At 68.0% G+C, this 21,265-nt stretch carries 18 protein-coding genes and 1 tRNA gene; 7 read left to right on the top strand and 12 right to left on the bottom strand.

The annotated features are described in order from the left end of the window. Nucleotides 1-14: 14 nt before the first annotated feature. The gene (locus tag CVV76_RS04820; protein ID WP_102223510.1) at nt 15-1,430 is read right to left on the bottom strand and encodes a circularly permuted type 2 ATP-grasp protein; all 1,416 of its coding nucleotides are present in this window, start codon (nt 1,428-1,430) and stop codon (nt 15-17) included. Nucleotides 1,431-1,758: 328 nt separating this feature from the next. Here CVV76_RS04820 and CVV76_RS04815 point away from each other — a divergent pair, with 328 nt between their 5' ends. Both CVV76_RS04815 and CVV76_RS04810 read left to right on the top strand, forming a co-directional pair. After that, nucleotides 1,759-3,591 (top strand): M3 family oligoendopeptidase, encoded by a 1,833-nt coding sequence (locus CVV76_RS04815; protein WP_102223509.1) that lies wholly within the window; start codon nt 1,759-1,761, stop codon nt 3,589-3,591. A gap of 95 nt (nt 3,592-3,686) precedes the next feature. Then, nucleotides 3,687-4,160 (top strand): GNAT family N-acetyltransferase, encoded by a 474-nt coding sequence (locus tag CVV76_RS04810; protein ID WP_102223508.1) that lies wholly within the window; start codon nt 3,687-3,689, stop codon nt 4,158-4,160. Nucleotides 4,161-4,270: 110 nt separating this feature from the next. On the opposite strand, the gene CVV76_RS04805 is transcribed toward CVV76_RS04810, so the two are convergent. The 7 genes from CVV76_RS04805 to CVV76_RS04775 form a co-directional block, all read right to left on the bottom strand. Next, on the bottom strand, nt 4,271-5,254 hold the full coding sequence (locus CVV76_RS04805; protein ID WP_102223507.1) for a Gfo/Idh/MocA family protein: 984 nt from the start codon (nt 5,252-5,254) through the stop codon (nt 4,271-4,273). Nucleotides 5,255-5,331: 77 nt separating this feature from the next. After that, nucleotides 5,332-5,586 carry a DUF2484 family protein gene (locus CVV76_RS04800; protein WP_158243096.1) on the bottom strand — a complete coding sequence of 85 codons (255 nt, stop codon included), beginning with the start codon at nt 5,584-5,586 and terminating at the stop codon, nt 5,332-5,334. Beyond that, nucleotides 5,583-7,028, bottom strand: a complete 1,446-nt coding sequence (gene murC, locus CVV76_RS04795; RefSeq protein WP_102223505.1) for a UDP-N-acetylmuramate--L-alanine ligase — start codon at nt 7,026-7,028, stop codon at nt 5,583-5,585. Before murC ends, CVV76_RS04800 begins: the two co-directional genes overlap by 4 nt. Then, the gene (locus CVV76_RS04790) at nt 7,025-8,185 is read right to left on the bottom strand and encodes a UDP-N-acetylglucosamine--N-acetylmuramyl-(pentapeptide) pyrophosphoryl-undecaprenol N-acetylglucosamine transferase (protein WP_102223504.1); all 1,161 of its coding nucleotides are present in this window, start codon (nt 8,183-8,185) and stop codon (nt 7,025-7,027) included. The genes murC and CVV76_RS04790 overlap by 4 nt, the downstream gene beginning before the upstream one ends. Before the next feature lie 9 nt (nt 8,186-8,194). Continuing rightward, nucleotides 8,195-9,358 carry a peptidoglycan glycosyltransferase FtsW gene (locus CVV76_RS04785; protein ID WP_102223503.1) on the bottom strand — a complete coding sequence of 388 codons (1,164 nt, stop codon included), beginning with the start codon at nt 9,356-9,358 and terminating at the stop codon, nt 8,195-8,197. Nucleotides 9,359-9,522: 164 nt separating this feature from the next. Continuing rightward, on the bottom strand, nt 9,523-10,062 hold the full coding sequence (locus tag CVV76_RS04780) for a GFA family protein (protein WP_102223502.1): 540 nt from the start codon (nt 10,060-10,062) through the stop codon (nt 9,523-9,525). Nucleotides 10,063-10,217: 155 nt separating this feature from the next. Continuing rightward, a tRNA-Thr gene (locus CVV76_RS04775) sits at nt 10,218-10,290 on the bottom strand. A gap of 161 nt (nt 10,291-10,451) precedes the next feature. On the opposite strand from CVV76_RS04775, the gene CVV76_RS04770 reads away from it, so the two are divergent. Beyond that, nucleotides 10,452-11,369 (top strand): hypothetical protein, encoded by a 918-nt coding sequence (locus tag CVV76_RS04770; RefSeq protein ID WP_102223501.1) that lies wholly within the window; start codon nt 10,452-10,454, stop codon nt 11,367-11,369. Between the two features lie 48 nt (nt 11,370-11,417). Here the strand turns inward: CVV76_RS04770 and CVV76_RS04765 are convergent, their stop codons facing one another. Next, nucleotides 11,418-11,693, bottom strand: a complete 276-nt coding sequence (locus CVV76_RS04765; RefSeq protein WP_102223500.1) for an acylphosphatase — start codon at nt 11,691-11,693, stop codon at nt 11,418-11,420. Between the two features lie 4 nt (nt 11,694-11,697). Then, a complete protein-coding gene (locus CVV76_RS04760; protein WP_102223499.1) occupies nt 11,698-13,737 on the bottom strand; it encodes a protein meaA in 2,040 nt (679 codons plus the stop codon). Nucleotides 13,738-14,002: 265 nt separating this feature from the next. On the opposite strand from CVV76_RS04760, the gene CVV76_RS04755 reads away from it, so the two are divergent. From CVV76_RS04755 to CVV76_RS04740, 4 genes are all read left to right on the top strand, one after another. Beyond that, nucleotides 14,003-15,517, top strand: a complete 1,515-nt coding sequence (locus CVV76_RS04755) for a 1-acyl-sn-glycerol-3-phosphate acyltransferase (RefSeq protein ID WP_332888526.1) — start codon at nt 14,003-14,005, stop codon at nt 15,515-15,517. Nucleotides 15,518-15,623: 106 nt separating this feature from the next. Further along, nucleotides 15,624-16,928 carry a crotonyl-CoA carboxylase/reductase gene (gene ccrA / locus CVV76_RS04750; protein ID WP_102223497.1) on the top strand — a complete coding sequence of 435 codons (1,305 nt, stop codon included), beginning with the start codon at nt 15,624-15,626 and terminating at the stop codon, nt 16,926-16,928. 173 nt (nt 16,929-17,101) lie between these two features. Continuing rightward, a complete protein-coding gene (locus tag CVV76_RS04745; RefSeq protein ID WP_102223496.1) occupies nt 17,102-17,713 on the top strand; it encodes a holin-associated N-acetylmuramidase in 612 nt (203 codons plus the stop codon). Next, nucleotides 17,704-18,195 carry a holin family protein gene (locus tag CVV76_RS04740; RefSeq protein ID WP_102223495.1) on the top strand — a complete coding sequence of 164 codons (492 nt, stop codon included), beginning with the start codon at nt 17,704-17,706 and terminating at the stop codon, nt 18,193-18,195. The genes CVV76_RS04745 and CVV76_RS04740 overlap by 10 nt, the downstream gene beginning before the upstream one ends. An 87-nt stretch (nt 18,196-18,282) precedes the next feature. On the opposite strand, the gene CVV76_RS04735 is transcribed toward CVV76_RS04740, so the two are convergent. Together CVV76_RS04735 and CVV76_RS04730 are read right to left on the bottom strand one after the other, a co-directional pair. Continuing rightward, nucleotides 18,283-19,653 (bottom strand): aspartate aminotransferase family protein, encoded by a 1,371-nt coding sequence (locus CVV76_RS04735; protein ID WP_102223494.1) that lies wholly within the window; start codon nt 19,651-19,653, stop codon nt 18,283-18,285. Nucleotides 19,654-19,699: 46 nt separating this feature from the next. Next, nucleotides 19,700-21,175, bottom strand: coding sequence for an NAD-dependent succinate-semialdehyde dehydrogenase (locus CVV76_RS04730; protein ID WP_102223493.1), 1,476 nt, complete (start codon nt 21,173-21,175; stop codon nt 19,700-19,702). Nucleotides 21,176-21,265: the final 90 nt, after the last annotated feature.

The raw sequence follows: 21,265 nt of genomic DNA, 5'->3' as shown, positions 1-21,265 counted from the left end.
CATCACCCCACCTGTCACTCGGCCAGAACCCAGGTGTCCTTGACGCCCCCGCCCTGAGACGAGTTGACGACAAGGCTGCCTTCCTTGAGCGCGACGCGGGTCAGGCCGCCGGGCACCAGCTCGATCCGCTCGCCCACCAGGCAATAGGGGCGCAGGTCGACATGGCGCGGCGCGATGCCCTGCTCGACGAAGGTCGGGCAGGTGGAGAGCGCCAGCGTGGGCTGGGCGATGTAGTTGGACGGGTCCTCCTCGATCTTGGCGCGGAAGGCCTCGATCTGGTCCTTGGTGGATTTCGGTCCCACCAGCATGCCGTAACCGCCCGAACCGTGCACTTCCTTCACCACCAGTTCGCCCAGGTTCTCCAGCACGTATTTCAGGTCGTCGTCCTTGGCGCATTGCCAGGTCGGCACGTTTTCAAGGATCGGTTCCTCACCGAGGTAGAAGCGCACCATTTCAGGCACATAGGTGTAGATCGCCTTGTCGTCCGCCACGCCCGCGCCCGGCGCCGAGGCGATCGTGATCCCGCCCGACCGGTAGACATCCATCAGCCCGGGAACCCCCAGCGCGCTGTCGGGGCGGAAGCACAACGGGTCGAGGAAGGCATCGTCGATCCGCCGGTAGATCACGTCGAGCTTCTTCGGACCCTCGGTCGTGCGCATGTAGCAGAATTCGCCCTCGACGAAGAGATCCTGCCCCTCGACCAGCTCGACCCCCATGAGGTCGGCCAGGAAGGAATGTTCGTAATAGGCGCTGTTGTAATGGCCGGGCGTCAGGATCGCGACCGTCGGCGCGCTGTCGCATTTCGCCGGCGCGACCGAGGCCAGCGTGCGGCGCAGAAGCTCGGGGTAGCGTTCGACCGGCTGGATCCGGTTCTCCCGGAAGATGGCGGGAAACATCCGCATCATGATCTCGCGGTTCTCCAGCATATAGGAGACACCGGACGGCGTGCGGCAATTGTCCTCCAGCACGTAGAACTGGTCCGGCCCGGTACGGACGAGGTCGATCCCCACGATGTGCGAGTAGACCCCGCGAGGCGGCACGAACCCTACGACTGCCTTTTCATAAGCCTCGTTCAGATAGACGAGGCGCGCCGGGATGCGGCCGGCCCGCACGATCTCTCCCCGTCCGTAGACATCAACGAGAAAGGCGTTCAGCGCCCGGGCCCGTTGCTTGATGCCGCGCTCCAGCCGGGCCCATTCGGCGCCGGTGAAGACCCGCGGGAACATGTCGAACGGGATGAGGCGGTCCGGGTCCCCTCCCTCGCCATAGACGGCGAAGGTGATGCCGATCCTTCGAAACAGCGCCTCCGCCTCGGCCTGCTTCATCTGGCGAAGCTCGGCGGGCATCGCCCGCATCCAATCCTCAAGCCGGGCATAGGGCGCGCGTACCCCCGGTCCATCGTACATCTCGTTGAAAAAACTTGGCGACATGCTTTTTATGGGGTCGCTTTCTGCCGGTACTCGTTGAGGTCAGTTAAGCAGCCCTTCAACAAGATGGGAAGGGGCGGTTTCCAGCGCCGCCACGGAAGGTCATGGCACCCCGGCCCGCTGCCCGTTTTTTCGGCAGGCGCCGGAGCGGGGCCCGATCGCGCCGGTTGCGCCAGTTGCAAACCGTCGCCTCCCCCCGGGGCGATCCGCACCGGGCGGAGAGGGGATTTTTCCTTCCCCCTCAGCAGGCTGGGAGAGAGTCACGGGGCCTTGGCTTGAACCTTGGGGGGCAACGGGCCTAGATGGGGTCAAACCTGTGAAAGGACCTTCCATGACCCTGCCGCTTTCCCGCCCTGTCTTCGACGCCGATCCCAAGGGGGCGAAGGCGCTGGGGCCGCTGCCCGAGTGGGACCTGACCGACCTCTACGCCGCGCCGGACGCGCCCGAGGTCGCGCGCGACATGACCTGGCTCGAGGGCGAATGCGCCGCCTTCGCCGCCGATTACGAGGGCAAGCTGGCCGGCCTCGACGCCGCGGCGATGCTGGACTGCGTCAAGCGCTACGAGCGGATCGACGTGGTGGCGGGGCGGCTGATGTCCTACGCCGGCCTGCGCTATTACCAGAACACGATCGACCCCGCGCGCGCCAAGTTCATGGGCGACGCGCAGGACAAGATGACCACGGCGACCACGCCGCTGGTGTTCTTCGGGCTGGAGTTCAACCGCCTGGACGAGGCGCACCTGGAGGGGCTGCTGGCCGCCAACGCCGATCTCGCGCGCTACAAGCCGGTGTTCGACCGGATGCGCGCGCTGCGCCCCTACCAGCTTTCGGACGAGTTGGAGAAGTTCCTGCACGACCAGTCCTCGGTCGGCGCCTCGGCCTGGAACAAGCTCTTCGACGAGACGCTGGCCGGGCTGGAATTCGAGGTGGCCGGCGAGGAAGAGCCTCTGAACCTCGAGGCCACGCTGAACCTGCTGACCGACACCGACCGCACGAAGCGCGAGGCCAGCGCCCGCGCGCTCGCCAAGGTGTTCGAGGGCAACATCAAGCTCTTTTCCCGCGTCCACAACACGCTGGCCAAGGAAAAGGAGATCGAGGACCGCTGGCGCAAGATGCCGACCGCGCAGACCTCGCGCCACCTGTCGAACCATGTCGAGCCCGAGGTGGTCGAGGCGCTGCGCAATGCCGTGGTCGCGGCCTACCCCAAGCTCTCGCACCGCTACTACCGGCTGAAGGCCAAGTGGCTGGGCCTCGAGACGCTGGAAATCTGGGACCGCAACGCGCCGCTGCCGACCGAGACGCCCCGGACCGTGGGCTGGGAGGAGGCGAAGGATACCGTTCTCTCCGCCTATTCCGCCTTCGACCCGAAGATGGCCGAGATCGCCGAACCGTTCTTCGACAAGGGCTGGATCGACGCGGGCGTGAAGCACGGCAAGGCGCCCGGCGCCTTCGCCCATCCGACGGTGACCGACGTCCACCCCTATGTCATGCTCAACTACCTCGGCAAACCGCGCGACGTGATGACGCTGGCGCATGAGCTGGGCCACGGCGTGCACCAGGTGCTGGCCGCGGGCCAAGGAGAGCTGCTGTCGGCCACGCCGCTCACGCTTGCGGAAACCGCGTCGGTCTTCGGCGAGATGCTGACCTTCCGCAAGCTTCTGGACGGCGCCAAGACCAAGGCCGAGAAGAAGACCCTGCTCGCCGGCAAGGTCGAGGACATGATCAACACGGTCGTCCGCCAGATCGCCTTCTACGATTTCGAATGCAAGCTGCACGCCGCCCGCCGCGAGGAAGGCGAACTGACGCCGGACGACATCAACGCGCTCTGGATGTCGGTGCAGGCCGAATCCCTCGGCGACGCCTTCACCTTCATGGACGGGTACGAGACCTTCTGGGCCTATGTCCCGCACTTCGTCCACTCGCCCTTCTACGTCTACGCCTATGCCTTCGGCGACGGCCTCGTGAACGCGCTCTACGCGGTTTATGCCGAGGGCGACCTGGGCTTCCAGGAGAAGTACTTCGAAATGCTGAAGGCCGGCGGTTCCAAGCACCACAAGGAGCTTCTCGCCCCCTTCGGCCTCGACGCCTCGGATCCGACCTTCTGGGACAAGGGCCTGAGCATGATCGCGGGCTTCATCGACGAGCTGGAGGCGATGGAGGACTGACCCCTCCCTTCTTCTGAGCGAAAATATCCCGGGGGGAGGCGCCCTCCGGGCGACGGGGGGCAGCGCCCCCTCCCCCTCGCCAGCCAGGCACAGACATGCAGATCAGCTTCCTCGACGTGACCGCGGCCGATGCCCCGCGCCTCGCCCACATCGTCCTCGCCCCCGGGCAGGAGGCCTTCGTCACCCTCCCCGTCGACCGTCTGTCGCAGCTCGGGGCCAAGGAAGACGGACATGCCGTGGTCGCCGGCGACCGGATCGTCGGCTTCTTCGTGATCGACCGGGATTTCGCCGCCTCGCATCCCTTCGCGCGGCCGGGCGAGATCGGGCTGCGCGCGCTGGCCATCGACGCGGCCCAGCAGGGCCGCGGCATCGGGCGCGCGGTGTTCGAGGCGCTGCCCGCGATGCTGGCCCTGCGCTACCCCGGGGTGGCGGGCGCGGTGCTCAGCGTCAACCAGCGCAACCCGCGGGCGCGCGACCTCTATCTCCGGAACGGCTGGCAGGATGGGGGGGAGCTTTACCACGGCGGCCGCTCGGGGCCGCAGCATGTGCTTAGGCTACCGCTCGGCTGACGGGCCGGCCCCCCGCGCCGGCCCCTCCCCCTTCGAGAATCCCCGGCTCAGGTTATCCCCTCACCGGGCTTTCCCAGCCTCACGGATCTCTGGCTCAGGCTATCTCTGGCTCAGGCCATCTCCTCGCGCCAGCTTTCGTCGGCCATGTAGATCGCGTCGATCATGCGCTGGTTGCCGAAGGACATCTCCAGCGGGCAGGGATAGGCCGCCCCTTCCAGCGCGCTGCGGGCAAAGGCCTCGGCCTGCAGGCGGTACTGGGCGTGGCCGTTGAAATCCTCGGTGCGGATCCCGGCCTCGGTGCTGATCTCCAGCATCACCGGCCCGTAGACATCGGCGTTGAACGGGGCCGTGGCGCGGATCCATCCCCGATCGCCGTGAAACAGCATCTGCTGGTATTTCGCCCGCCGCATCGAGACGAAGAAATCCATGGTGAAGGATGGGAACTCGGCCCAGACCCGGGCCGAGGCGTCGATCCCGTCCTCCCAGTCGAGGCGGGCCGAGACCTCTCCCGGCTCCTCTCCGGTGACGAAGCGGGTGACGATCGAGGGATAGACCCCGATGTCGCGCAGGGCACCGCCGCCCTGGCTGCGGTCGTTGCGGATGTTGCCGCGGTCGGTATTGACGAAGGAGAACCCCGATTGCACGTGGCGGAGCGTGCCGATCTCTCCCGCCGCGATCAGCGCCTTCACCCGGGTCCATTGCGGGTGATGCGTGACCATGTAGCCTTCGGCCGCGAAGCGCCCGCTTTCGTCACGGGCGCGGATCAGGCGGGCGATTTCCTCGTGCTTCATCGCGAGGGGTTTTTCGCAGAGCACATGCTTGCCCGCCCGCAGCGCCTTTTCCGTCCATTCCACATGGGCGCTGTTGGGCAGCCCGATATAGACCGCGTCCACCCCCGGATCGGCGAGAAGCGCCTCGTAATCGTGATGGATCCGCAGATCGCCGTAAGGGGCTGCCAGGGCCTCGGCCTTGCCGGGGGTGCGGCTGGCCACGGCGGCGATGCGGCAACCTTCCGCCGCCTCCAGCGCAGGCGCCACGAACTCTCGCGCGATCTTGGCGGCGCTCAGGATGCCCCAGTTCAGATGGCCGGTCATGCGGTGCCCTCCCCTGCAGGTGTCCGGGGCACTCTAGGTCGCGCAGGCGACAGGTGCAACGCGGCGGCGGCGGCGTCCTAACCGGCGAACCGGCGCCAGAGCCTCCGGCCGCCAAAATAGAGCGGGTAGCGCAGGACCGAGGCGACCACGGCCAGCGCCACGATACCGCCCAGCGGCCCCATGGCACGGAAGATCAGCGCAACAAGGGGCACCGCCGTGATCATCAGCGGGATTGCCATGCGCCAGTGAAAGCGCCACGGCATCGCCGCGATCGCCGCCGCGGCAAGGACCCAGAGGCATCCCCACAGCAGCGGCTCGGACAGGATATTCATGCAACTTTTCCCTGCAAGGTCTCCAGACGCGCCGGCAGCGCGTTGGCCCATGCAGAGATCGTGCCGGCCCCGAGGCAGACGACGATATCGCCGGGCCGGGCCTGTTCGCGCACCAGCCGGACCAGATCGTCCTCGTTCAATATGGCACGGGCATGGCGATGGCCGTGGGCGATCAGCCCTGCGACCAGATCGTCGCGGGTCGCGCCCTCGATCGGGTCCTCGCCGGCGGCGTAGACCTCGGCGATGGCCACGACGTCGGCCTCGTTGAAACAGGTGCAGAAATCGTCAAAGAGGGAATGCAGACGCGAATAGCGGTGCGGCTGGTGCACCGCGATGACGCGCGCCCCCGAGGTGCCGGCAATCGCCTGACGCGCGGCCTTGAGCACCGCCGCGATCTCTACCGGGTGGTGGCCGTAATCGTCGATGATCGAGACGCCGTTCACCTCGCCCACCTTGGTGAAGCGCCGGTTCACGCCGCCGAAATTGGCCAGCGCGTCGCGGATCTCATCCTTCTTCATGCCGAGGTGCCGGGCCACGGCCACCGCTGCCAGGCAGTTCGACACGTTGTGGTCGCCGGGCATCGGCAGGGTGCAGCCCTCGATCATGCTGGGCTCGTCCCCCGGGGCGCCTTCGGAATTCAGCGCAATGTCGAAATGCGCGACGCCCCGTTCGTAGGTCAGGTTCACCGCGCGCACGTCGGCCTGCGCGTTGAAGCCGAAGGTCACGACGCGGCGGTCGGTGACGCGACCCACCAGCGCCTGCACCTCGGGGTGATCGGTGCAGCACACCGCCAGCCCGTAGAACGGGATGTTCGAGACGAAATCGGTAAAGCCCTGACGCAGCCGCTCGATCGAGCCCCAGTGTTCCATGTGCTCGGGGTCGATGTTGGTGACGATGGCGATGGTCGCGGGCAGGCGGTTGAAGGTGCCGTCGCTCTCGTCGGCCTCGACCACCATCCATTCGCCCTGCCCGGCCCGCGCGTTCGAGCCATAGGCGTGGATGATGCCGCCATTGATCACGGTGGGGTCAAAATTGCCCTTGTCCAGCAGGGTCGCGACCATCGTGGTGGTCGTGGTCTTGCCATGCGTCCCCGCCACCGCGATGTTCGACCGCAGGCGCATCAGTTCGGCCAGCATCTCGGCCCGGCGCACGACGGGCAGGCCGCGGCGGCGCGCCTCCTCGAGCTCCGGGTTGCCCTTCTTGATCGCCGAGGAGATCACGATAACGTCCGCATCGGCCACGTTCTCGGCCTTCTGGCCGACGAAGATCTGGGCACCGAGGCTTTCCAGACGCTCGGTGATCTTCGACCCTTTCAGATCGGAGCCCTGCACCCGGTAGCCCAGCGTGATCAGCACCTCGGCGATGCCGGACATGCCGATCCCCCCGATGCCCACGAAATGGATCGCCCCCAGCTCGCCGGGAAGTTTCGTCGCCGCGTTCATTGCTTCGCCTTCTTGTTCGTATCCGCCGCTGCTGGGCCAACGCCCGACGCGGCCTTCGGGTCCGCGCCCGTGGCCAGTCCCTCGACCATCTCCACGAGCCGCGCCGTCGCATCGGGCCGGGCGTAGCCAAGCGCGCCGCGCGCCATCATCTCGGCCGCCTTCGGCTGGGTCAGGATCGCCGCCATCTGCCCTGCCAGCGCCTCCGGGTCAAGGGCGCGCTCGGGGATCAGGATCGCGGCCTGCGCCTCTACGAGGCCCCGGGCATTCGCCGTCTGGTGATCTCCCGCCGCCGCGGCGAAGGGGATCAGGATCGAGGGCCGCCCGATGATCGAGATGTCCGCGACCGACGAGGCGCCCGAGCGCGAGATGATCAGCTGCGCCTCGGAGAACCGCCGCGGCACGTCCTGGAAGAAGGGCTTCACCTCGGCCCGGACGCCCGCCGCGTGATAGGCGGCGATGACCCGCTCGACATCCTCCTCGCGCGCCTGGTGGGCGATGCGCAGGTTCGCCTGAAGCGGCTCGGGCAGGTACGAGACCGCCTCGGGCAGCACGTCGGAAAGGATCCGCGCGCCCTGGCTACCGCCGATCACCACCACGCTCATCGGGTAGTCGCCGGGCGAGATATAGGCCGCGCCCGCGCGCTCCAGCACCGCACCGCGGACCGGATTGCCGGTGTGCACGCCCTCCACCCCCTTGGGCAGGCGGGTGGGCCAGGTCCCGCAGGCAACCGCATCGACATGGCGGGCGAAGATCTCGTTCACCCGGCCGAGGATGCCGTTCTGTTCGTGGATCATCCGCGGCACCCGCAGGATCCAGGCCGCAGACAGGGCCGGGATCGTGGGATAGCCGCCAAAACCCACGACGACCTTTGGCCGGTCGGCCAGCATCTCGGCCGCAGCCTTCAGCACGCCGCCCGCGATGCGGAACGGCACCATCAGCTTGGCCAGCTTGCCGCCGCGGGCGAAGGTGGCCGAGGGGACCTCGCGCACCTCGACCACGTGGGGAAAGCCGCCGGTGTAGCGCGCGCCGCGCGCATCGGTCGACAGGCGCACGCGCCAGCCCTTGCGCACCATCGCCTCGGCCAGCGCCTGGGCGGGGAACATGTGCCCGCCCGTGCCCCCGGCGGCGATCAGGAGAAGCGGCGGCTTGGTGGCCATCTGCGCCCCCTACCGGCCGCGGCCGAGGAAATCGCCGATCTGCCCCTGCGGACGCGAACGGGTGAAGGCCAGGAGCATGCCCATGGTTATCCCCGCCGCGATGATCGACGATCCGCCGTAGCTCACGAACGGCAGAGTCATCCCCTTGGCGGGCAGCAGCCGCGCGGCCACGCCCATGTTGACGAAGGCCTGAATGCCGAAGATGCAGGCCAGCCCGGTGCCCGCGAGGCGGATGAACGGGTCGCGTTCCTTCATCAGGCGCATAAGCGAGCGGATCACGATCAGCGCGTAGAGACCGATGATCACCATAACCAGGATCAGGCCGTATTCCTCGGCCGCGACGGCGATGATGAAGTCGGTATGCGCATCGGGCAGCGACCATTTCACCTGGCCGTTGCCGACGCCCACGCCGAAGAAGCCGCCTTCCTGGATCGCGTTGGTGGCATAGCCGATCTGGGTCCGGGGATCGACCTCGGAGGCGAGGAAGCCGTTGATCCGCTTGGCGAAGTGGTCGGAATACTGGTAAGCGAGCCAGCCGCCCCCGGCCACCAGCCCGCCGACCGAGGTCAGCAGGACGATCGGCGCGCCGGCCACGAAATAGATCACGCCCCAGGAGAACAGGATCAGCGCCGACTGGCCGAAATCCGGCTGGGCGGCGAGAAAGCCCACAACGACGACCGCGACGGCGAAGGACAGTGCCTTGCCGGGCGGGCCGTTGATTTCCTGGCTCGCGGCCATCAGCCAGGCGACGAGGACGACAAAGGCGGGCTTGAGGAATTCCGACGGCTGGATCGTGATGAAGCCGAAGGAGAACCAGCGCGTGGCCCCCTTGCCGAAATCCGACCCGAAGAACGGCAGAAGCACAAGGGCCACGAAGAAGATCATGAAGCCGGTGACACCGAAGCGGCGCACGTTGGCGGGCGACATCATCGACACCAGCACCATCGCCACCATCGCGACGAGGCCGAACACCGCCTGCCGGTCGACATAGTGAAAGGGTGGCAGGCCGTTGCGGGTGGCAAGCGGCACCGAGGCTGCAAGGCCCAGAAGCAGCCCCATGCCGTAAAGCAGGAATGCCGCCGTGAGCGACCACTTGTCGATCGTCCGCCACCACCGGGGAAGAACGGGCTCGCCCGCCTGCGCCGGAAGGACGCCATGGACCATTTCCGTCATGGATCTACCGCTTGCTGCCTCAGGATCGCCCGTTTGCCGGGTCTGGCGACAAGTGTAGCCCAAGGCCGCCCCGCTGGGAAGCGTGAAACGGGGCGGGACGGGGCACCCCGCTCATCGCGCGCCGCGGGGGCGGCGATGAGCGGGCGAAGGCCCGGGAAGAGAGATCAGCCCTTCAGCGCCCTCCACCGATCCAGGCTGGCCGCGGGCCAGTGCTCGGAACGCCGGTAATATTCCTCCATCACCGGCCTGCCATCTTCCAGCGCCACCCAGGGCAGCCGGGTCGAGGTGAAGATATGGATGTCCGGCGGGCAGGCCGCGGGCGTGTCCAGCGTCCCCACCCGGACGAAGGCCACCGCCTCGCCCGCGCCGGCGTAATGGCTCCACACCGCGACCTGACACTCGGGGCAACGGGCAATCGTCTGCCCCTTGCCGCTGGCCGAAGGCGTCGCCACCCGGTCCACCACCCCGGCGAGAAGCACCACCCGGTCGACCTCGATCATCGCGTTGAGGGCGAAGGCGCTGCCGGTTTCGCGCTGGCACCAGTTGCAGTGGCAGCAATGAACGAAAAGCGGTCTCTCGGTCAGCCGATAGCGGATCCGGCCGCAGGTGCAGCCGCCTTCCAGCGCCGCCCCGAGCCGCTCTCCCGTCGCCTCTCCCCCCGTCCCTTCTCCCCCCGTCCCTTCTTTCCCCGTCCCCGCTCTCATCGCGCCCGGCCCTCCCTGCGCAAGGTTGCCCTGACCGGCAGCATACCCACACTTCGGGCTGCCGGATAGCGCGATGCCGCCAGGGAAATCGGTGCGAAACAGGGGAATTGACGCGGAACGCGGGGATCGGGTTGCGGCGCAGGTCGCGGCAGGCGTGCCCCCAGACGGACTTGAACCGCCGACATCTTGATTACAAATCAAGCGCTCTACCAGCTGAGCTATAGGGGCGACGCGCCACGACGTTTAAACGCGCCGGGGGCGTCGCGCAAGAGCCGCCCCGCACCACGGCCCGCGCATCGCCGCACCTTCGCCCCGCCCACGCGGCCACAGGTGCCGAAGTTCGTGCGAACTTCGGCGCGAAAGTGGTTCAACTTGCGGAAAAATTCCCTATGATCGCGGCAATGCCGACCGGCCCGGAACATACGCCCACGATGAAGATCGTCTACCATCTCGGACTGCACTGCACCGATGACGAAAAGCTCGTCACCTGCCTGCGTGCGAATGCCCCGCTGCTGGCCACGGAGGGGATCGTCGTCCCCGATCCCGATCGCTACCGGTCTGTCCTGCGCGACACGATGAACGCGACCCGCGGCGCCGGCGTCAGCCGCGAGACGCAGGAAACCGTGCTCGACGCCGTGATGGACGAGGACGAGGCCGACCGGCTCGTGTTCTCGAACCAGGCTTTCCTCTGCAAGCGCCAGAAGGTGCTGAGCGAGGGCACGCTCTACCCCATGGCGGCGGAAAAGGTGGGCTGGATGGCCGGTCTCTTCCCCGATCACCAGGTGGAATTCCACTTCGCCATCCGCAACCCCGCCACCTTCATCCCCGCCCTCTTCGAGCGCGAGAAGGAGCGCGACTACACGACCTTCATGGACGGGATCGAACCGCACAGGCTGCGCTGGTCCGAGATGATCGGCCGGATCCGGGCGGCCCTGCCCAAGGCCAGGCTGACCGTCTGGTGCGACGAGGACACGCCGCTGATCTGGCCCGACGTGCTGCGCGCCGTGTCGGGGCATGGCGATGCGACGATGCTGGCCGGCACTCTCGAGGTGCTGGAACCGATCATCTCGCCGGAAGGGCTGCGCCGGATGACCGATTACCTGACCAGCCACCCGCCACAGACACCGGCCCAGCACCGCCGCATCGTCGGCGCCTTCTTCGACAAGTACGTCATGGAGGACGCGCTGGAGATGGAGCTCGACCTGCCCGGCTGGGATGAGGAATATGTGGAGACGCTGACCCAGCTCTACGACACCGACATGGTCAAGATCTCGGAAATGGACGGGGTCACCTTCATCGCGCCGTGACGGCCGGGCTGCCCGTGGCCCCGGACAGGGCCTGCCCCTTCCCGCGCCCTAGCGCAGGATCGCAAACCCGGTGTCCCCCGGATCCTCGGCCATCTCGGTCGCGACGGTGTCCACCCGGGCAAGGTCCGGCCCCCGGTGCAGCGCCTCAAGCATCGTAGCCACCGTCTCGGTCGGGCCGGCGATCAGCGCGGTCACCGAGCCGTCGGCCTCGTTCTTCACCCAGCCGTCGAGGCCCAGCCCCCGGGCGCGGTGCTCGGTCCAGGCTCGGAAGGCCACGCCCTGCACCCGCCCGGTGATCCGGGCCAGGACCGTGTGCCGTTCCACCGCGCTACTCCGCCGCCGCCGGGGCGGCGTCCACGAGGCCCACGATATCCATCATGATCCGGTTCAGCTCGAAATCCTTGGGCGTGTAGACCTGCGCGACGCCAAGCGCGCGCAGGCGGTGCGCGTCCTCCTCGGGAATGATGCCGCCGACGATCACCGGCACATCGGCAAGGCCCGCCGCCGTCATCCGCTCCATCACCTCGGCGATCAGCGGCAGGTGGCTGCCGGACAGGATCGACAGCCCCACCACATGCGCCGCCTCCTCCTCCGCCGCGCGGACGATCTCGGCTGGTGTCAGTCGGATCCCCTCATAGCTGATGTCCATGCCGCAATCGCGCGCCCGCGCCGCGATCTGCTCGGCGCCGTTGGAATGGCCGTCGAGGCCGGGCTTGCCCACCAGGAACTTCAGCCGCCGCCCCAGCCGGGCCGAGGCCGCGTCCACCGCCGCGCGGATCGGGTCCAGGCCCTCGGTCCGGTTCGATGGCGCCCGGCTGACCCCCGTCGGCCCCCGGTAAAGCCCGAAGGCCCCGCGCACCATGTCGCCCCACTCGCCCGTGGTGGCCCCGGCCTTCGCCGCGGCGATCGAGGGGCCCATGATGTTCTCGCCGCTCTCCGCCGCCGCCCTGACCTGCGCAAGCGCCGCCTGCACCGCCGCCTCGTCGCGCCCGGCGCGCCAGGCCGTCAGCCGCGCGATCTGGTCGGCCTCCGCCTCGGCATCCACCACCATGATCGCCCCGTCCCCGGCGGTGAGCGGGCTCTCCGCCCCCTCGGTCCAGCGATTGACGCCCACGACCACCGTCTCGCCCGCCTCGATCCGCGCGATCCGGTCGGCGTTGGCCTCCACGAGGCGGCCCTTCATGTACTCGATCGCCGCGACCGCACCCCCCATGGCATCGATCTGCCTGAGTTCCGCCCGCGCGCCATCCTTCAGCGCCGCCACCTTGCGGTCGACCGCCGGGTTCTGGTCGAAAAGGTCGTCGTATTCCAGAAGGTCGGTCTCGTAGGCCAGGATCTGCTGCATCCGAAGCGACCATTGCTGGTCCCAGGGCCGCGGCAGCCCCAACGCCTCGTTCCACGCCGGAAGCTGCACCGCCCGGGCGCGGGCCTTCTTCGACAATGTCACCGCCAGCATCTCGATCAGGATGCGGTAGACGTTGTTCTCGGGCTGCGGCTCGGTCAGGCCGAGCGAGTTCACCTGAACCCCGTAACGGAACCGCCGCATCCGTTCGTCGGTGATGCCGTAGCGCTCAGCCGTGATCTCGTCCCACAGATCGACAAAGGCGCGCATCTTGCACATCTCGGTGACGAACCGGATGCCGGCGTTCACGAAGAACGAAATCCGCCCGACCATGCCGGGAAAATCCTCCTCCGCCACCTTCCCCTTCAGATCGTCCAGCACCGCGATAGCGGTGGCCAGCGCGAAGGCCAGCTCCTGCTCCGGCGTCGCCCCCGCCTCCTGCAGGTGATAGGAACAGACGTTCATCGGGTTCCACTTCGGCAGGTTCGCCCGCGTGTAGGCCGCGACGTCGGTGATCATGCGCAGGCTGGGCTTCGGCGGACAAATATAGGTTCCGCGGCTCAGGTATTCCTTGATGATGTCGTTCTGCACCGTGCCCTGGAGCCTTGCGACATCCGCCCCCTGCTCCTCCGCCACCGCGATATAGAGCGCCAGCAGCCACGGCGCCGTCGCGTTGATCGTCATCGAGGTATTCATCTGCTCCAGCGGGATCTCGCTGAACAGCGCCCGCATGTCGCCCAAGTGACAAACCGGCACGCCGACCTTGCCCACCTCGCCCCGCGCCAGCTCGTGATCGCTGTCATACCCGGTCTGGGTCGGCAGGTCGAAGGCCACCGAAAGCCCGGTCTGCCCCTTCGCGAGGTTGCCGCGATAAAGCGCGTTGGACGCCGCCGCCGTGGAATGGCCGGCATAGGTGCGAAACAGCCACGGCTTGTCGCGCGTCGCCGCCCCTTGCGCGGCCTCCCGCGTGACCTCCCGCGTGACCTCGCGAACAGGTGCGGCAGAGCGGGTCGGGTCGTCGGTCATGATCTGGCCTCCGGAATCACATCGGCAATTTTCTTGCGCTTTAGACCTCATAATCAAAACAAAGTATCTCGTCAATTCGCCGCACCGCGGCATCGGCCGCGCGCGCCCCCACTTTCTGCTCGAAAATATCCCACGGGGGGTGTGGGGGGCGTGAAGCCCCCCGCCCTCTCCGCCCGCGCGCCGGCAGATCGAGGGCAAAGCTAGGGCAGATCGAGGATTGTCGCGCCCCCTCACATGCTGCAAACCTGCCCCGATGGGAGGCACCGTGGAACTACCTGTCTGGCTGGTCGCACTGGCCCTCGTGCTCGCCGCCATCGGCGCGCTCGACCGGGTGCTGGCGCCCTCGATGCGCTGGGTCCTGCGCCGCCGGATGGAACGTGCCGTCGCCCGGCTGAACGAACGCCTGCAACGCCCGATCGAGCCGTTCAAGCTTATGGCCCGGCAGGACCGGATCAACCGCCTCGTCTACGACCCCGTGGTCACCGAAGCCATCGCCCAGCATGCGCACGAGACCGGCATCCCCGAACCCGTCGCGGCCGAGGAGGCCCGGCGCTATGCGCGCGAGATCGTGCCGGGCTTCTCCACGCTGATCTATTTCGGTATCGCGATCCGGCTGGCGCGCTGGCTGACCCGCGCGCTCTACCGCGTCCGCATCGGACGCCTGGACACCCAGGCGATCGCGGCGATCGACCCGAACGCCACGGTGGTCTTCGTGATGAACCACCGTTCCAACATGGATTACGTGCTTCTGACCTGGCTGGTCTCCGACCGCTCCACGCTGAGCTTCGCGGTCGGCGAATGGGCCCGGGTCTGGCCGCTTTCCCGCCTGATCCGCGCGATGGGGGCCTATTTCATCCGCCGCCGCTCGCGCAATACGCTCTATCGCAAGGTGCTGGCGCGCTATGTCCAGATGGCCACCGCCGAGGGCGTCACCCAGGCGATCTTTCCCGAGGGCGGGCTCAGCCTCGATGGCAGGGTCGGCCCCGCGAAGATGGGCCTTCTGCACTACATCGTCACCGGTTTCCGCCCCCGGCCAAGATCCGGAAACGCATCCGATAACGCGGCGGCACAGGCACCCGCCGCCCCGCCGCAGGGCGCGCATGACGTCGTATTCCTGCCGGTCGCGCTCGGATACGACCGGGTGCTCGAGGATCAACTCCTTCTGCGCGCCGCGAAAGCCGGCGGGCGGAGGTTCCGCGCCCGGCCCTTCGGCGTGGTGCAGTTCCTGCTGCGCCGCCTCTGGGGCCGGCTGATCGGGCGCGACATGCGGCTGGGCTATGCTGCGGTCAGCTTCGGCCCGCCGCTCTCGCTTGCCCGCTTCCTGGCCGAGACCGACACCGCCGGGGCGGCCGAGACGACGCGGACCGAGGCGCTGGCCGCCCGGCTGATGCAGGAGGTCACGCGCGTGGTGCCGATCCTGCCGGTGCCGCTTGCCGCCGCCGCGCTTTCCTCCGGCGCGACCGGCCGCCCCGCGCTGACCGCCGAGGCAGAGCGCCTGGCAAGCCGCCTGCGCGCCGCGGGGGCGCCGCTTCGCCTGCCGGGGTCGGACGCGGGCGCGGCCGCGATGGCGGGGATCGACGAGCTGATCCGCCGTGGCGTGCTGCGCGCCCGGCGCGGCCGCATCACCTCCACCGCCTCCGGCGCCGCGCTGATCGCCTTCTACGCCGCCCCGGTGTTCCAGCACCTGGACGCGGACGCAGCGAAACTTGCCCGTCTGCCCGCACCCGCGGCCCTGCCTTCCCCGGAAACTGCCGGCGACCGGAAATCCGAAGAGACATAAAATTACAAAACACCGCGTGGAAATTGTTGCAATGTTTCGCCTCCATCTTTAACCCGGGATCAGGACAGCCCGCGATTCTGCGGTGCGGCATGGATGGAGGCACGCGATGGCCCTGGACAGGAAGCAGGACAAGACCCCCGAGATCGCCCCCTATGAGGCGCCCGAGAAGGACCTCTACGAGATCGGCGAGATGCCTCCGCTCGGCTACGTGCCGAAGACCATGTACGCCTGGGCGATCCGGCGCGAGCGGCATGGCGAGCCGGAAGACAGCTTCAAGGTCGAGGTCGTGCCCACCTGGAAGATCGACAGCCACGAGGTCCTCGTCCTCGTGATGGCCGCAGGCGTCAATTACAACGGGATCTGGGCAGGCCTCGGCGTGCCGATTTCGCCTTTCGACGGCCACAAGCAGCCCCTTCACATCGCTGGCTCCGACGCATCCGGGATCGTCTGGGCGGTGGGCGACAAGGTCACCCGCTGGAAGGTCGGCGACGAGGTGGTGATCCACTGCAACCAGGACGACGGCGACGACGAGGAATGCAACGGCGGCGACCCGATGTTCTCGCCCAGCCAGCGGATCTGGGGCTACGAGACGCCTGACGGGTCGTTCGCACAGTTCACCAGGGTGCAGGCGCAGCAACTGATGCCGCGACCCAAGCACCTGACCTGGGAGGAAAGCGCCTGCTACACGCTAACGCTGGCCACGGCCTACCGAATGCTCTTCGGCCATGAACCCCACGACCTGAAGCCCGGCCAGAACGTGCTGGTCTGGGGCGCGTCGGGCGGCCTGGGGTCGTTCGCGATCCAGCTGATCAACGCGGCCGGCGCCAACGCCGTGGGCGTGATCTCGGACGAGGACAAGCGCGATTTCGTCATGTCGCTGGGCGCCAAGGGCGTGATCAACCGGCGCGATTTCAAGTGCTGGGGCCAGTTGCCCAAGGTCAATTCTCCCGAATACGCCGAGTGGCTGAAGGAGGCGCGGAAGTTCGGCAAGGCGATCTGGGACATCACCGGCAAGGGCGTCAGCGTCGACATGGTGTTCGAGCATCCGGGCGAATCCACCTTCCCGGTCTCGTCTCTGGTCTGCAAGAAGGGCGGCATGGTGGTGATCTGCGCAGGCACCACCGGGTTCAACTGCACCTTCGACGTGCGCTACATGTGGATGCACCAGAAACGCTTGCAGGGATCGCATTTCGCCCATCTCAAGCAGGCCTCGGCGGCGAACAAGCTGATGATCGAACGCCGGATCGACCCGGCGATGTCCGAGGTCTTCCCCTGGGACGAAATCCCCAAGGCTCACACCAAGATGCGCCGGAACGAGCACAAGCCGGGCAACATGGCGGTACTGGTGCAGGCGCCGCAAACGGGCCTGCGCACCTTCGAGGACACGCTGGAGGCCAGCCGGGGGCGCTGATCCCCGCGGGGCGACGGCCGGGGGCCAGCCCCCGGACCCCCGGGATATTTCCGCTCAGAAGAAGGCGGGACGGAAGGAAAAGAAGAGGTGCGGCGCGGCGGGCGCCCTGATGGCGGCGCGTTAACCCTTTGGGCGGAGCCTTGCCCGGTCTGGGACAGGATCGGGAGGGCGCGATGCCCACAGTGGAAGAGATCGCCGCGGAGATCGTGGCGCGGGAGGGCGGTTATGTGGACGACCCGGACGACCCGGGCGGGGCCACGAAATACGGGGTCACGCTGGAGACGATGACGCGGTTGGGGATCGACCTGACTGGCGACGGGCGCATCGACACCTCGGACCTCGATCGACTGACCAAGGCGCAGGCCATCGACATCTTCGTGCGGCACTACTTTCGCGAACCCGGGCTAGACGGGCTGCCCGGGATGCTGCAGCCGTCTGTCTTCGACATGTACGTCAACGCGGGCGCCAACGCGGTGCGGATCCTGCAGCGGCTGCTGACCGAGATGGGCTTTGCCTGCGACGACGACGGGGTGATCGGACCGCGCACCCGCGCCCAGGCGCGCGCCGCGGCGGCGGCGGCGCCCGGTCACGTCGCCGATGCCTATGCGATCGCCCGGCGGAACTACTACTTCCGTCTTGCGGATGCCCGCCCCGCGAGCCGGAAGTACGCCCGGGCGCGCGACGGGTCGAAAGGCGGCTGGATCCTGCGCGCCGAAAGTTTCATGGCGCCGCGCTACCGGCTGTCGGAAACCGCGTTTCGGGAAAGGACGGCGGGATGGGCATGATCGGCAAGCTTCTCGGCAGCGCCGGGGCGACCACGGCGCTTGGCAACGCCGCCAAGGGGATGGCAGAGGTCTTCACCCCCAACAAGACCACCAAGATGGAGCTGTCGCAGGCCGCGCTTGCGGCCGCGCTGCAGCAGGCGGGGGCCGAGTTCACCGCGCCGCGGTCGGGCCGGTTCGACGATCTCGTCAATGCGCTGAACCGCCTGCCCCGCCCGATGCTGGCGCTGGGGACGTTGGGGTTGTTCGGCTATGCGATGGTCGATCCGGCGGGGTTCGGGCTGCGCATGACCGGGCTTCAGGCGGTGCCGGAGCCGCTCTGGTGGTTGCTGGGCGCGATCGTCAGCTTCTACTTCGGCGCGCGCGAGGCGCATTACTTCCGGCTGGGCAAACCGGTGACCGGTGCGGGTGCTGCGGCGGCAACGGGTGCGCGCCTGCCCGAGGCGCCGAATGCCGCGCTGGCGGAATGGCGGGCGGGGCGGTAAGCGACCGCCCCTGCCCCGGCCAGGGAGGCGGGGGGGTTCACACCCCCGCCCCCCCTGTGGAGTAGTTTCCCCAAGATGAAGGCGGGATCAGCCCAGGACTTCCTTCACCGCCTCTGCCGTGGCGGCGACCACGCGGTCGGCCTCGGCCTCGGTCAGGCAGAGCGGCGGGGCGAAACCGAGGATGTCGCCCTCGGGCATGGCACGGCTGATGACGCCGCGCTTGAGCATCGCGGCGACCACCTGCGGGCCCACCTTCTTGTCGGCCTCGAAGAAGGTCCGTGAGTCGCGGTCGGCGACAAGTTCGACGGCGCAGAGCATGCCTTCGCCGCGGATCTCGCCGACATTGGCATGCGACCCGAGGGCATCGGTCATCCCCTTGCGCAGATAGGTGCCGACCGTGCCCGCGTTCTCGACGAGGCCGAGCTTGTCGATCAGGTCGAGGTTGGCCACGCCCGCCGCCGCGCCGATCGGGTGGGCGGAATAGGTCCAGCCGTGGCCGATCGGGCCGTTCTCGTCGGTGCCCTGTTCGAGCACCTTCCAGACCTTGTCGGACACGATCGAGCCGGAGAGCGGCGCATAGGCCGAGGTGAGGCCCTTGGCGATGGTGATGACGTCGGCCTCGAGCCCGTAGTGATCGGAGCCGAACATCGAGCCGAGGCGGCCGAAGCCGGTGACGACCTCATCCGCGATCAGCAGGATGTCGTGTTTCTTCAACACCTTCTGGATCGCCTCCCAATAGCCCGCCGGCGGCGGCACGATGCCGCCGGTGCCCAGCACCGGCTCGCCGATGAAGGCGGCAATGGTGTCAGGCCCCTCGGCCTCGATCAGCTTTTCAAGCTCGGCGGCGCAATAGGCGGTGAACTCCGCCTCGGTCATCGCGTCGTTCGGGCGGCGGTAGTAATAGGGCGCCTCGGTGTGGACGACGCGGTCGAGCGGCAGATCGAACTTCTTCTGGAACCCCGCGAGGCCGGTGAGCGACCCGGTCATCAGCCCCGACCCGTGATAGCCGCGCCAGCGCGAGATGATCTTCTTTTTCTCGGGCCGGCCGAGGATGTTGTTGTAATACCAGACCAGTTTCACGTTGGTCTCGTTCGCGTCCGAGCCGCCGAGGCCGAAATAGACCTTGGACATGTTCGCAGGCGCACGGTCGAGGATCATCTTGGCCAGCGTGATCGAGGCTTCGGTGCCGTGGCCGACGTAGGAATGGTAATAGGCCAGTTCCCTGGCCTGCGCGGCGATCGCCTCGGAAATCTCGGTCCGGCCATAGCCCACGTTGACGCAGTAGAGCCCGGCGAAGGCGTCGAGCAGGCGGTTGCCCTCGCGGTCCTCGATGAAGACGCCGGAGCCGCCGGTGACGACGCGCTGGGGCAGTTCGCCCCGGGCGAATTGCGCGAGGTGGGTCGAGGGGTGGAAGAAGTTCTCGCGATCCCAGGCTTCCAGCTGGTCGTTTCTCAGCATCTGGCGTCCTTTCCTTGTCATCCAGTCATTTCAGAGTGTTCGCGCGTCAGCCCCAGTCGCGGCAGACGTATTTGATCTCGGTATAGGCCTCCATGCCCTGGCGCGCGCCCTCGCGGCCGAGGCCGGATTGCTTCATCCCGCCGAATGGGATCGGCGCGCCGGTGACCTTGGTGCGGTTGACCGCGACCATGCCGAATTCCAGCCGCCGCGACAGGCGGTAGATCCGGCGCGGGTCGGTGTCGTGGACATAGGCGACCAGGCCGTATTCGGTGGCGTTGGCGCGGGCGACCACCTCTTCCTCGGTGTCGAAGGGGACGAGGGCGGCGACGGGCCCGAAGGTTTCCTCGGTCAGGATCTGCGCGTCGTCGGGCACGTCGGCCAGTACCGTGGGCTGATAGAACAGCGGCCCCGCCGGGTGGCGCGCGCCCCCACACAGAAGCCGCGCGCCGCGGTCGAGGGCATCCTTCACCTGCGCCTCCTGCTTGGCGATGGCGGCGGCATTCATCAGCGGGCCGATGGCCGGATCGTCCATGCCCGGGCCGACGGTGAGCTCGCCGGCGGCCTGCGCGAAGCGGTCGCAGAAACGATCGTAGATGGAGCGCTCCACGAAGATGCGGTTGGCGCCGAGGCAATCCTGCCCCGAGGTCGCGAACTTGGCCGCCAGCACCTCGCGCAGCGCCTGATCGAGATCGGCGGCGGCGAAGACGATGGCCGGGGCGTGGCCGCCCAGCTCCATCACCAGACGCTTCACGCTGCCCGCGCTCTGGCGGTAGAGGAGCTTCCCCACCTCGGTCGAGCCGGTGAAGGACAGCACGCGGACGCGCGGATCCTCTGTCCAGGGTTTGACGACGGTGGGGGCCGCGCCGGTGACCACGTTGAAGACGCCGGGGAAAAAGCCCGCGCGTTCGGCAAGCTCGGCCAGTGCCAGCGCGGAGAAGGGCGTTTCGGCCGAGGGATGGGCCACAAGGGTGCAGCCCGCCGCCAACGCTGCGGCAGCCTTGCGCGTCAGCATCGCCGAGGGAAAATTCCACGGCGTGATCAGCGCGGCCACCCCCACAGGTTCGCGCCAGATCTCCATCTCGGCGCCCTGAAGGTGCGAGGTCACGCCCTCGATGTTGGGGCGCTTCGCCTCCTCGGCGTAGAATTCGACGAAGGAGGCGGCGTAGTCGATCTCTCCCCGCGCCTCGCTCAGCGGCTTGCCCTGCTCCAGCACCATGATGCGGGCCAGGTCCTCGCGGTTCTCGACCATCAGGTCGTACCAGCGCCGCAGCAATGCGGCACGCTCCTGCGGCAGGCTGCAGGACCAGTCGGGAAAGGCGGCGTGGGCGGCATCGACGGCGGCAGTGGCCTCCTCCGGGCCGAGGCTGGCCACCTCGCCCAGGGCCGCGCCGGTGGCGGGATCGGTGACGTCGAACACCGCGCCGCCGGCACCACCGGTCCACTTGCCGCCGATATAGGAAAAGCCGCGCACAAGGCGCTTGTCGGTGATGTCCTGCCTCAGCGAAAGGGCGGTCTCGCGCATGATGAACCTCCGTTTGAGACAGAGGATCCGTCTTTTTCACCGTCAGTATGGACTTAACTTTACCGCCCCGGCAGAGGATTCCTCTGCCAA

The sequence above is a fragment of the Acidimangrovimonas sediminis genome (genome assembly GCF_002871005.1).
GTDB classification, from domain to species: Bacteria; Pseudomonadota; Alphaproteobacteria; order Rhodobacterales; family Rhodobacteraceae; genus Acidimangrovimonas; species Acidimangrovimonas sediminis.
The sequence above is the reverse complement of the archived record's forward strand: the minus strand, read 5'-3'. Positions and strand labels throughout refer to the sequence as shown.